Annotated in this window: 13 protein-coding genes and 1 pseudogene; 10 read left to right on the top strand and 4 right to left on the bottom strand. The window is 36.1% G+C overall.

Features of this window, described 5'->3' with window-relative positions; translation table 11 throughout:
• Positions 1 to 54 precede the first annotated feature (54 nt).
• The 6 genes and pseudogenes from safA to BCI01S_RS17140 all read left to right on the top strand — a co-directional run bounded on the left by safA (position 55) and on the right by BCI01S_RS17140 (position 5484).
• Positions 55 to 653 (top strand): annotated as a pseudogene (gene safA / locus BCI01S_RS17165) (SafA/ExsA family spore coat assembly protein).
• Between the two features lie 276 nt (positions 654 to 929).
• Positions 930 to 1946 carry a threonine aldolase family protein gene (locus tag BCI01S_RS17160; RefSeq protein ID WP_061800301.1) on the top strand — a complete coding sequence of 339 codons (1017 nt, stop codon included), beginning with the start codon at positions 930 to 932 and terminating at the stop codon, positions 1944 to 1946.
• Between the two features lie 294 nt (positions 1947 to 2240).
• Positions 2241 to 4181, top strand: coding sequence for an FAD-dependent oxidoreductase (locus BCI01S_RS17155; protein WP_061800298.1), 1941 nt, complete (start codon positions 2241 to 2243; stop codon positions 4179 to 4181).
• Positions 4182 to 4326: 145 nt separating this feature from the next.
• Entirely contained in the window at positions 4327 to 4587 is a 261-nt protein-coding gene (locus tag BCI01S_RS17150) for a metal-sensitive transcriptional regulator (RefSeq protein ID WP_047941399.1), read from the top strand.
• Between the two features lie 95 nt (positions 4588 to 4682).
• Positions 4683 to 5156: a DsrE/DsrF/DrsH-like family protein gene (locus BCI01S_RS17145; protein ID WP_061800294.1), complete on the top strand. Its 474-nt coding sequence runs from the start codon at positions 4683 to 4685 to the stop codon at positions 5154 to 5156.
• Positions 5157 to 5187: 31 nt separating this feature from the next.
• The gene (locus tag BCI01S_RS17140) at positions 5188 to 5484 is read left to right on the top strand and encodes a rhodanese-like domain-containing protein (protein WP_047941401.1); all 297 of its coding nucleotides are present in this window, start codon (positions 5188 to 5190) and stop codon (positions 5482 to 5484) included.
• Positions 5485 to 5537: 53 nt separating this feature from the next.
• Here the strand turns inward: BCI01S_RS17140 and BCI01S_RS17135 are convergent, their stop codons facing one another.
• Positions 5538 to 5891 (bottom strand): hypothetical protein, encoded by a 354-nt coding sequence (locus BCI01S_RS17135; RefSeq protein ID WP_047941402.1) that lies wholly within the window; start codon positions 5889 to 5891, stop codon positions 5538 to 5540.
• Between the two features lie 88 nt (positions 5892 to 5979).
• Positions 5980 to 6123, bottom strand: coding sequence for a hypothetical protein (locus BCI01S_RS25350; RefSeq protein WP_156485453.1), 144 nt, complete (start codon positions 6121 to 6123; stop codon positions 5980 to 5982).
• 265 nt (positions 6124 to 6388) lie between these two features.
• On the opposite strand from BCI01S_RS25350, the gene BCI01S_RS17130 reads away from it, so the two are divergent.
• On the top strand, positions 6389 to 6979 hold the full coding sequence (locus BCI01S_RS17130; RefSeq protein ID WP_047941610.1) for a spore coat protein: 591 nt from the start codon (positions 6389 to 6391) through the stop codon (positions 6977 to 6979).
• A 67-nt stretch (positions 6980 to 7046) separates the two neighbouring features.
• The gene (locus BCI01S_RS17125) at positions 7047 to 7787 is read left to right on the top strand and encodes a polysaccharide deacetylase family protein (protein ID WP_369989565.1); all 741 of its coding nucleotides are present in this window, start codon (positions 7047 to 7049) and stop codon (positions 7785 to 7787) included.
• 113 nt (positions 7788 to 7900) lie between these two features.
• Here BCI01S_RS17125 and BCI01S_RS17120 read toward each other — a convergent pair whose 3' ends face one another.
• Both BCI01S_RS17120 and BCI01S_RS17115 read right to left on the bottom strand, forming a co-directional pair.
• Positions 7901 to 9427 (bottom strand): solute symporter family protein, encoded by a 1527-nt coding sequence (locus tag BCI01S_RS17120; protein ID WP_047941403.1) that lies wholly within the window; start codon positions 9425 to 9427, stop codon positions 7901 to 7903.
• Entirely contained in the window at positions 9424 to 9774 is a 351-nt protein-coding gene (locus BCI01S_RS17115) for a DUF485 domain-containing protein (RefSeq protein WP_047941404.1), read from the bottom strand. The genes BCI01S_RS17120 and BCI01S_RS17115 overlap by 4 nt, the downstream gene beginning before the upstream one ends.
• A 298-nt stretch (positions 9775 to 10072) precedes the next feature.
• On the opposite strand from BCI01S_RS17115, the gene BCI01S_RS17110 reads away from it, so the two are divergent.
• Complete coding sequence (locus BCI01S_RS17110; protein ID WP_061800283.1) at positions 10073 to 10900, top strand: manganese catalase; 828 nt, start codon at positions 10073 to 10075, stop codon at positions 10898 to 10900.
• A gap of 308 nt (positions 10901 to 11208) precedes the next feature.
• Positions 11209 to 12312, top strand: a complete 1104-nt coding sequence (locus BCI01S_RS17105; RefSeq protein WP_061800280.1) for a 5-methyltetrahydropteroyltriglutamate--homocysteine S-methyltransferase — start codon at positions 11209 to 11211, stop codon at positions 12310 to 12312.
• Positions 12313 to 12385 lie beyond the last annotated feature (73 nt).

The raw sequence follows: 12385 nt of genomic DNA, 5'->3' as shown, positions 1-12385 counted from the left end.
CGAAGGATAAAACGAAATTTTGTGTGCACCTTATTATTCAGAAGGAGTGGTAAAATGAAGAAAATAATAGCAATGGTTAGTTTGTTTTTATGTTTAATAGCACTCCCTACGATGGTATTTGCTGATACATATACCGTTAAAAATGGAGATTCAATGTGGAAAATTGCGATGAAATATCAAATTGGCTTAAAAGAGATTATTGCTGCGAACACACAGATTTCAAATCCTAGTTTAATTTATCCAAATCAAAAATTGACTATCCTCAATATTGATTCCATTAAAACTGTAGATCGGGAAGTAATCCGACTTTGCAATATAGAACGTCAAAAAAAGGGACTTCCTGCTATAACGGAAAACTGGGAATTATCAAGAGTTGCTAGAGATAAATCGATGGATATGGCTCAAAAAAATACTTTAGTCCTACAAGTCCAACATACGGATCGCCATTTGATATGATGAAAGCCTACGGAATTGGTTATAAAGCAGCCGGGGAAAATATTGCCCAAGGCCAAACAAGCGCACAAGCAGTAGTTCAAGCGTGGATGAATTCTAGCGGTCATAGAGCCAATATACTAAGTAAAAACTTTACACAAATCGGTGTAGGATATTACCAAAATGGTAACTATTGGACGCAAATGTTTATATCAAAATAATATTCTAGTAAGGGATTACTACTTAAAATTGAGTGATAATCCCTTTATTTATGGTGATGAGATTAATGGTTTCATTTGTAACCCCCTTCTGGCTATTGACGTTTCCTCTTGAATATTCCGCCTAGCTCTCATTGAAGGCTTGCCAAACCATTTTCAACTATGATTTCCTCGTATAGTTATTCGACAACTGCGATAGAGAGGACAATTGCCAAAACATTTAGTGACAAGACGAATCTTTTTGTGAGAAAATATTTTTAAAAAAGGGAGGCTATGTCCATGTATAGTTTTAATAATGATTATAGTGAAGGAGCACATCCGCGAATTTTACAAGCATTGCTAGAATCCAATCTGCAGCAAGAAATAGGATATGGGCAAGATTCCTTTACACACAAAGCAGTTGAAATATTGAAAGAAAAACTGAATTGTGAGGAGGTAGATGTTCATCTTTTAGTTGGCGGAACGCAAACTAATTTAATTGCCATCTCTGCCTTTTTAAGACCACATGAAGCAGCAATTGCCGCAGCGTCTGGACATATTTTTGTTCATGAAACAGGAGCTATCGAAGCAACTGGTCATAAAGTTCTTACTGTTGATACGGAAAATGGCAAGTTAACACCAAGTCTAATTCAACATGTACTTGATGAGCATACAGATGAACATATGGTAAAGCCAAAACTCGTATACATATCCAATTCAACTGAAATTGGAACGATTTATTCCAAAAGCGAGCTTAAACAGTTAAGTGAGTTTTGTCAGAAGAATCAATTGCTTTTCTATATGGATGGAGCACGTTTAGGGTCAGCACTTTGTGCCAAAGACAATGATCTTACGTTAAGTGATTTACCTCAACTTCTGGATGCTTTTTATATTGGCGGTACCAAAAATGGAGCATTGATGGGGGAAGCGCTTGTGATAAAGAAAGATTCCTTAAAGGAGGATTTCCGTTATCATATGAAGCAAAAAGGGGCTATGCTGGCAAAAGGCAGAGTGCTAGGAATCCAATTTTATGAGTTATTTAAGGATACTCTTTTCTTCGAATTGGCTGAACACGCTAATAAGCTGGCAGAAAGACTAACGACAGCATTAGCCGAGAAAGGTTATCGTTTTTTAACCCAATCTTCGACTAATCAGGTTTTTCCGATTGTTTCGAACGATAAGATTATAGAATTACAGAAGAATTATCAATTCAACATATGGGAAAAAATTGATAAGGAACATTCTGCGATTCGGCTTGTTACCTCTTGGGCAACAAGAGAAGAGGAAGTGGAGCAATTTATTAACGATTTAAAATAAGAATAGATAAAATTATCAATGGCATACCAGAAATAATTAGGTATGCCATTATTCGTTATTCCATAGGAAAGGTTCCGTAGAAAAGAATTTTAAGTATTGTTACAGTAAAGCGTTATAGCTAGACCGCTATATTTACTAATGAACTATTATACGAAAAAACAATAGTCTTTTATAATACCTAGCATTTTTTTCTTTACTTATTTTTGTTTGCTCTCTATAATATTCATATAAACCCCACGGGGTATATTTTTTATCGAAAATAATACCCCGTATGGTATAAAGGAGGAGCTTTTTATGAGTAAGAAAGTAATTATTATTGGTGGTGTGGCAGGTGGAGCAACAGCTGCTGCACGATTAAGAAGGATAAGTGAAGAAGTAGAAATTATCTTGATTGAAAAAGGAGAGCACATTTCTTTTGCTAATTGTGGGCTGCCTTATTATATTGGAGAAACGATTAAAGACAGAAGTAAGTTGCTTGTACAGACAGTGGAAGGAATGTCAAAAAAGTTTTTATTGGATATTAGAGTACAGAGTGAAGCAATATCGATTGATTCGAATAATAAAAAAGTCACGATTAAAAATTTACAAACAGAAGAGATATACGAAGAAACTTATGATAAGCTGTTGCTTTCACCAGGAGCAAGACCAATTATTCCCCCTATATTAGGTATAGAAAACCATCAATCACTATTTACACTAAGAAATATACCAGATACAGATCGCATAAAAGCCTTTGTTGATCAAAACGCACCAGAAAGTTCTGTAATTATAGGTGGCGGATTTATTGGTGTAGAAATGGCAGAAAACCTAGCTGCCCGTGGAATAAAGGTAATGATTGTGGAGAAGGGGCATCAAGTTTTAGGTCCACTGGATGTGGAAATGGCAGGTCCTGTTCAAACACATCTTAAGCAAAATGGAATAACGCTTATTTTAGGAAATGGAGTAAAAGAATTTAAAGGCAATGGAGATATCATAGTACTGGAAGATGGGACGGAAGTTCAAACAGATATGACCATTCTATCTATTGGAGTAAGGCCAGAAAATGAGTTAGCCAAACAAGCGGGACTAGAAATTGGAGAACAAGGTGGTATTGTTGTAAATCACTTGTTACAAACTTCTAATCAAGATATTTATGCTGTTGGGGATGCTATTGAAGTTCGTGACTATATCAATAGAAAGAAAACAATGATACCACTTGCAGGGCCAGCAAATCGCCAAGGTAGAATTGCTGCTAATAATATGATGGGAAAAAAAGAGAAGTACGAAGGAACATTAGGTACTTCAATTGTTAAAGTGTTTGACTTAACAGTAGCTACTACTGGAAATAATGAAAAAACACTCCAAAAATGGGGGATTCCTTATGAGGTGGTTCATATTCACCCAAATTCACATGCTGGTTACTATCCTGAAAGTTCTTCTATTGCTTTCAAATTGATATTTGATAAAGAATCAGGACAAATATATGGGGCACAAGCAATTGGAAGGGGAGGTGTCGATAAACGAATTGATGTCATTGCAACTGCAATTAAAGGTAATCTAACCGTAGAAGATCTAACTAATTTAGAACTATCGTATGCACCGCCATATTCATCTGCCAAGGATCCTGTAAATATGGCAGGATATGTGGCAGTAAATATTGTAGAAGGAGAATTAGAGCAAATCCAATGGCATGAGGTAGATCAGATAGTGCAAAACGGTGGCTATTTACTGGATGTAAGAGAAAGTGTTGAGCGAGAGTTTGGATATATAGAAGGGTCACTTAATATGTCGTTAGGTGAAATAAGAGAGAGAATGGCTGAATTACCAAAAAATCAACCGATTTATGTGAGCTGTCAAGTTGGTTTAAGAGGATATTTAGCTAGTAGAATATTAAAAAATAACGGTTTTAATGTAAAAAACGTTGATGGTGGATGGAAAACCTATTCTTCAGCTTTTGCGGATACAGAAATGGCAGAAAGAACGGAAGGAAGCAGCCAAACAAATGAAGAAATAAGAGAAGACGAAAGCTTTCAAATTGATACAGTACTGGATGTTTCCGGATTAACTTGTCCAATGCCAATTGTGAAATTAAAACAAGGGATGGATCAATTAGAGAGCAAGCAAGTGTTAGAGTTGCAAGCGACAGATAGAGGGGTATTAAGTGATTTGCCAGCATGGACAAAAAAAGTAGGACATCAAATTTTAAAAACGGAACAAGTAGGCTCTACCATTAAATTTTGGATTAAGAAAAAATAAAAGAAAAAAAGAATGCTCTTTAGTTAGGCATGCTATATATTCGCTTCAGCTAGTTTGACAGGCTATAATAATGATCAATAAATCATGTATAATGTAGGATAATAGTGACTAACTGAAAATATGGCAAATGGAAGGGGTATTTTCTTTGGAATATAATGATCAATTAAAAAATAGAGTTAAGCGGATGGAAGGACAATTAAGAGGAATTCTGAAAATGATGGAGGAGAATAAAGATTGTAAGGAAGTGATTACACAGTTATCAGCTGTTCGTTCAGCAGTAGACCGAACAATGGGTGTTATTGTGAGCACTAACTTAGTTGACTGTGTGGTAGAAGCCCAGGAAAACGGAGAAAGAATGGATGATGTAATTAAGGAAGCAGTAAATCTGTTAGTCAAAAGCAGATAATGAACAAAGATAAAAAGCTCTAGAACCTATAGAGCTTATAATTTTAGATGATTATATACCTATAGGGGTAAAGGTAATTAGGAGAGGGAGATAAAATGACAACGAAAACGACGATTGTGTTATTCAGTGGTGAATATGATAAAGCGATGGCTGCCTATATAATTGCTAATGGTGCAGCTGCTTATGATCATGAAGTCACTATCTTTCATACTTTTTGGGGATTAAATGCTTTAAGAAAAAAAGAGAATATAAAAGTAAATAAGGGATTGTTAGAAAAGCTCTTTGGAAAAATGATGCCGAAGGGAGCAGATAGAATGGGTTTATCCAAAATGAACTTTTTAGGATTTGGTCCTAAGATGATTAAACATGTTATCAAACAGCATCAGGCAATGACACTTCCCCAATTAATAGCAATGGCGCAGGAACAGAAGGTAAATCTTGTCGCATGTACGATGACAATGGATTTACTTGGATTAAAAGAAGAAGAGCTGTTAAAAGGGATTGATTATGCTAGTGTTGCTGCCTATTTGGCTGAAGCAGAGGATGGCCATGTGAATTTATTTATCTAAAATTAGTTTTTCGAGGGAAGGGGTAAATGAAATGAAAGAAATAACAACAACGGAATTAAATAGCAAATTACGGAGTGGAGAGAAAGTCTCGATTATTGATGTTCGGGAACCAGCGGAAGTAGCGACAGGGAAAATTCCTGAAGCAATAAATATTTCTTTGCGTCTTATTGAATTTAGATTGCATGAATTAGATAAACAAAAAGAATATTTTATTATATGTCAATCGGGAGGAAGAAGTAATCAGGCTGCTCAAATATTAAATAAATATGGATATAGGGTAGTAAATGTCATTGGTGGTATGCAAAACTGGGAAGGAAAAGTCGAATGAAAAGATTGGTAAAAACAGGAAAGTTAACTCCTTCCTGTTTTTACCCTTTTTTATCAAATCTTTGGAAATTTCACGGGAGTATTTATAGAAAGCTTGTCCTTGTATGAACGATAGGCGATCAATACTTGGTCTTTTGAACTCGCATCCAACTGTAGGATGAAATCTCCATTTGTTTCTAAATAATAACGAATGCCATTCTCTTGTAAATGACTGAAGTAATAATAATTGCCTAATAAATATTTGCTTTCTGTTTTTGTTTCCTTATTTTCTTTTATATATTTTGCCAGTTCATTTACGGACAGAGAAGTTTCACCCGTTAAGGTGAAAAGACCTTTTCGAACCGAATCAGCTGCCTGAATAATGGAATCTTTCACTTTAGTGACCATCGTATCCAAATAATTATTCATTTTTTCCTCCATACAATTGCTAATTTTCGTGCTACTTTCATTTATCTTTAAAAGTCTGATTAAATTTTGTTAATTCAGGATCTTTTTTTTATTGCTTGACATGAAATGCAGTGGTTTCAACTTCTGTATCTCTACTTATTCCTAACTGATCTCCATCAGCGTCCGCAATTACCCCTTCACGTGGACCATCCATATTTGGATCAACATTTACTTGAACTTGATTTCTAGGCATCTTGACACCTCCTAGTGATAGGATGGATAAAAAGAAAGAAAAAAATCCATGGTTTAGTGTTTTTAAAACCTTTAGTCTCTAGTAAAAATTAACAAAACAATAGTTCTATCATTGTCGATTATTAACAATTTTTAAGCGTATAGTTTCCAGAACGTTCACCATACTAATCCTGTTGTTTAAAATCCATTTACAGGAGGAGATTATATTGTTGCAAAACGGACAGCAAGTACACCAAAATCTACAAACAGGTCAAGTTCCACAAGCGATGAATCATGGCGGACATGAAATGTTTGATGTTCATGAAGTACTAGTTGGAGCAATAAATACCATGAATTTGTATAAATTGTTAGGAAACCATATTCAGGATCCAGAATTACGAGATATTCAAAACAGACAATATCAATTTATTCAAGAAGAGTACAATTTAACATTAGAGTGTTTTCAAACTGGACAACCTCCTGCAAAGAGAACTGAACCATATATGATGAAAGAAAATAATGATTTCATCTTTGGAATGACCCAGATGCCTCCTGCAAAGCCAATTCAAAATGTGACGGAAATGAGTGATCAGCAAGCTGCAGTTGCAATGCTTAGTGCATTAAAAGCTTCTGCTTCTATGAAAACAGTGGCAGCAGCTGAAACAACTAATCCGGTTGTACGTCGAGTTATTGCAGCTTCTATTCCGAACTGTTTGGAAATGGCTTATGAAGTATCTTTATACCAAAACAAGCATCATTATTATCAAGTTCCTCAGCTGGCTGCTCAAGATATGCAAAATATCTTAAACGGATTTGCACCTGCACAAGGAGCTCCAATGATGCAGCAGCAAATGAATATAAATAATAATATGCATTAATTTATAGGGGAGTTATCTCTATCTTTGAGGTAACCTCCCTATAAATCTTTGTCAAAATGAGGAATGAATGATGAAAAAAACTGTAATGCTGTTATTTTTTTTATTTCCTTTTTTACCTTCTATGGGCATTGCGCAAACAAAGATTCCGATTTTGGTGTACCATTCCATTGAAGAGTTTCATGGACAAGGTTCAAAAGAATTATATGTGACTCCAGCAAATTTTGAAAAGCAAATGATTTATTTACTAGATCATGGTTTTACTCCGTTAACTTTTGAAAGATGGCAGGATATAAATAAAGTTAAAAAGCCAATTTTTATTACGTTAGACGATGGTTATAAAAATAATTTAAGAGTGTTTGAAATTTTTCAAAAGATAAAAACCGATGATTTTACCCCAACAGCAACGATGTTTGTTATAGCAGATTTTATCGGAAATGCCAATAGGTTATCTAATCAAGAGTTGAAAGAATTAGCTAGTTCTGGTTTTATATCAATTCAATCCCATACAGCAACACATCCTGATTTGGTGAAAACAACAGACTATAAACATGAGCTAAAAGAATCGAAAAACAAAATCGAAGCAATTACAGGAAAGGAAGTTATTGCACTGTCTTATCCTTATGGAAATATTGATTCTAAGGCAATGGAGGAAGTCAAGAAGTATTATTCTTTCGGGCTAACCACAACACCAGAATTCTATAGTGAAAAGGGAATAAAGGATGAACTCTATCTGTTACCGCGTAAATATATTAAGTACTCTACCACATTAGAGGAGTTTGCCGATATAGTCGAGAGTGCTGAAGGTTGATTGCTTGGAGAAGTAATCGACTTTTGGCGCTTTTTGTCATTTTATTTCCCGGAAAATGAAAAGAACTGACTCTACTCTAACTTTTAAGTTACAGAAAGTCAGTGTCTTTTTCATCACTTCATACCCGTATTTGCTTTCACAATAACCTCGGCGTATTTCTTTTCATCTCGTTTATTGGAGAGGATGGTCCCAATAAATGCACCGAGAAAACCTGCAGGAATTGAAATGATAGCAGGATTTGTTAGTGGGAATATAGCAGTTCCAGTTAAAATAGCAGCACCAGGTTCAGGGTTAAGTACACTCGGGCTGATGGCAACCAACACTAACGCCGTAAGTAGTCCTGTTACTACGCCGGATATAGCGCCGGCTGTATTAAATCTTTTCCAGTAGATTGTAAAAATGATAACTGGTAAATTAGCACTGGCTGCTACACAGAATGCAAGGGATACGAGAAAGGCTACATTCATTTTTTGAGCAAATAGGGCAAGGATAATGGATAGAAAGGCTACTGCAACCGAGGCATAACGAGCTGCATTCATTTGCTGTTTTTCGGTAACCTTTCCTTTTTTTATTATTTGACCATATATATCATGGGCAAAGGCTGAGGCACCTGATAATACAAGTCCTGCTACAACTGCTAGAATGGTCGCAAATGCTACCGCAGAAACAAAACTCATTAAAAAGTCACCGCCAAGAGCGTGAGCAAGCAATGGTGCTGCCATATTGCCCGCGGCATTTGCTTCCACAATGTCGGCAGCCCCTACAAAAGCAGCAGCTCCAAAGCCTAAAAAGATGGTTAAGATATAGAAAATGCCTATAACCCAAGTTGCTGTTACAACAGAGCTTCTAGCTGTTTTCGCATCTTTTACTGTGAAGAAGCGCATTAGTATATGCGGCAGACCTGCCGTTCCTAGAACGAGTGCTGCCATCATAGAAATAGTATCGAGAGAGTTGGTATACTTCACGCCAGGATTAATATAACTTTCTCCTAATGGTGTAAGTGTTTTGATTTCGTCGAACATTGTAAGGATATTAAAGTTGAATTTTGCAAGAACAAGAAAGGAGATAACAACTGTTCCAAGCATTAAAAGGACAGCTTTAATAATTTGAACCCAGCTTGTAGCAGTCATACCGCCAAATAATACATAAATAGTCATCATGATGCCAACAATTAAAACTGCAAGCCAATAATCGATTCCCAATAATAGCTGGATAAGGGCGCCAGCTCCAACTAATTGAGCAATCATATAAAAAATTACAATGGTAATCGTACTTAATGCGGCTGCACCTCGCACTTTTTTCTGATCAAAGCGGGCATTTATCATATCAGCAATCGTATACTTTCCTAAATTTCTTAGTGGTTCTGCAACAATATAAAGAACGACTAAATAAGCAACTAAGTATCCAATCGAATAGAAAAATCCATCAAACCCAGTTAACGCGATAGCACCTGCTATTCCGAGGAAGGAGGCGGCTGATAAATAGTCCCCTGCAATGGCTAAGCCATTTTGCCAGCCTGTTAATCCCCCGCCAGCTGTATAAAATTCACTTGTTGTATTGGTTCTTTTAGCTGCCCAATATGTAATGATAAGAGTGATGAGGACGATAATGACAAACAACATTAATGCGATTGGACTCATTTATTTTTAGCCCCTTCCATCTGGTTTTCTTCCACAATGTCAGCAGCTAATTCATCAAATTTCATTGCTTTTCGAACATAAATCATGGATAACACCCAAGTCATGATAAACTGTGCAAATGCATACACCCACGTCCATGTAATCGATCCGATAGCAGGCTTGTTTAAAATAGTTGTGTAAGAAGTCAAAATTGGTAACATAAAATAAAAGAGTAAAAAGAAGACGGTGAGAGGAATTAGAAATTTTTTCTTTTGGGACATTAATTGCTTGAACTTAGAACTATTGGCAATTTGTACGAAATCGTAAGGCGGAGATTGCTTTTTTGCATCTTTGGCCAAATTACTCATTCACTTTCCCCCTTGTAAATAATATTTTCCAATATAACAATAGTGTAAAAACTTCAAAGAAGAATCGCAATGGTTCTTTTTTCTTAAATGTAAGCGTTTTATTTGAGCGAAATGGCTTATTTTTGTTGAAAATAACTAAACTTTATGCGAATAGAAGAATAATAGAAAATGGAATTATTTGATAGTGTTGTAAAGGAGTATTTACTATATTAAAATTTTTTCTTTTGTTTATTAAGTTTTGAGACGGGGTACATCTTAAGCGAACAGCAATATGAAAAGTCAAGGAGGAGATAGCGTCATGTTTCGTCATCAAAAAGAATTACAGTTTGAAGTGAAAGTGGACAGACCAGATCCAATGTTAGCACGTCAAATTCAAGAGGTGCTTGGAGGACAATTCGGTGAAATGACCGTAATGATGCAATATCTTTTCCAAGGTTTTAATTGTCGCGGAGAAGAAAAATATAAGGATATGCTCATGGATATAGGAACAGAAGAGATTGGTCACGTTGAAATGCTTTGCTCTTTAATCAGTCAGCTACTAGATGGTGCATCACCTGAGGATCAGGCTGAAGCAGCGAAAGATCCAGCAGTTGCAGCCATTATGGGGGGAATTAATCCACAACATCTGCTTGTAAGTGGATTGGGCGGCATGCCAACTAATTCTAATGGGGTACCATGGAATGGATCGTATATTGTCGCAAGTGGAAATCTTTTAGCCGATATGCGTTCAAATTTACATGCAGAAAGCCAAGGACGCTTACAGGTAGCAAGATTGTATCATATGACAACTGATGAAGGAGTTAGAGCCACATTTAGAAAAATGTTAGCGCGTGACCGTTACCATCAATATCAATGGCTAGCAGCAATCGAGGAATTAGAAGCTAAAAATGGTGTAGTTGTTCCAGCTAGCTTCCCTCCGGAAGCAGAAAAAGAATCTCAGCCAGAAGCGTATGAATTCTGGAATCTATCAGAAGGAGATGCTTCTTCAGAAGGTCTATGGGCAACAGGCAGCGCTCAAGATGGAACAGGAGACTTTGTGTATGTAAAAGAGCCAGTACCAAAGGGGCAGGTTCCTCTTAATCCAATTCCATCTGAGTCATTGCATCATGATTTGAATATTAAATAGTAAAAATATAAAGTAAATAGACACAAATTATTAAGTCCGATAATAGTTTGTGTCTATTTTTTTCCTTTTTATTGGCTAGTAATCTTGTGGGAAATAGTGTAGAATAACTTAAAAAAGTTTAAATAATCACAAGAGTTTAAATTTTTCGTATTTCCATCAACTTGTTTTCATGTTACATTTAAACAAGTTATAGATTCTAGCATGACGAAAGTCGCAACCGAGATTTTTCTATACATAATAATATATATATTTTTCTGAAAAGTCTAATATTAAAAAGAGAGAAGAAATTTACGGAGGTAGGGATTCACATGACAAAAACAATTATTAAAGCACCATTTAGAGCAGATCACGTAGGAAGTTTACTGCGTCCTCAATCTATTCATGATGCTAGAAAGAATTTTGCAGATGGAGTTATTTCAGCAGAAGAGCTACGTGCAGTAGAAACAGAAGAAATTAAACGTATTGTGGACAAGCAGATTGAGGTGGGTCTTCAAGCAGTTACGGATGGAGAGTTCCGCCGCAGATTCTGGCATACTGATTTCATGGAGCATTTAACAGGAGTAGAAGGCTATGTACCTGACCATGGTTATAAATTTAATGGGGTTGAAACGGAAGCTTACGATGTGCGAGTAACAGGAAAAGTATCATTTAATCCTGATCATCCTCATTTAAAAGATTTTAAGGAATTCTATGAGATTGTGGGCGATCGTGCCGTTGCAAAAATGACCATTCCAAGTCCAAACCAATTTTTCAATGCCGGTATCCGTAATGAAGAAATCTATCCGGATATTGAAGATTATGCCAATGATATTATCCAAGCTTATCGTGATGCTGTTCAAGCATTCTATGAGGCAGGCTGCCGTTATCTACAATTTGACGATGTATATATTGCAGGACTTTGTGCTCCAAAGCTGCCATTTGCAAAAAGTGAGTTAGAAAGACAAGAATTAATCGACTTAGCATTACACGTTGTGAATGGTGTTCTAGAAGGAAAGCCAGAAGATTTAATCGTAACAACACATCTTTGCCGTGGAAACTATCAATCTACTTGGGCGTTTGAAGGTCCATATGATAAAATCGCCCCTAGCTTCTTTGCGAAGGAAAAAGTAGATGGCTTCTTCTTGGAGTACGATGATGAGCGTTCTGGTGGTTTCAACCCACTTGAATTTGTGCCAAATGGAGGACCACAAGTAGTTTTAGGTGTATTCACTTCCAAAACGGGTGAATTAGAAGATAAAGCAGCAATCAAAGCACGTGTAGAAGAGGCTTCTAAATACGTTGCTCTTGAACAGCTTTGTATCAGCCCGCAATGTGGATTTGCTTCAACCCATCATGGAAACATCTTAACAGAAGAAGAACAATGGAATAAATTAAAATATATTGTAGATGTAGCGAAAGAGATTTGGGGATAAAATAGTTTTATAGTCGGATATAAGAGGCACATACTCATATTAAATGTGCCTCTTTTATTTTTAGCTGCAACTA

Source organism: Niallia circulans NBRC 13626, assembly GCF_001591585.1.
GTDB lineage: Bacteria > Bacillota > Bacilli > Bacillales > Cytobacillaceae > Niallia > Niallia circulans.
This window is presented reverse-complemented; position numbering and strand designations above follow the sequence as displayed.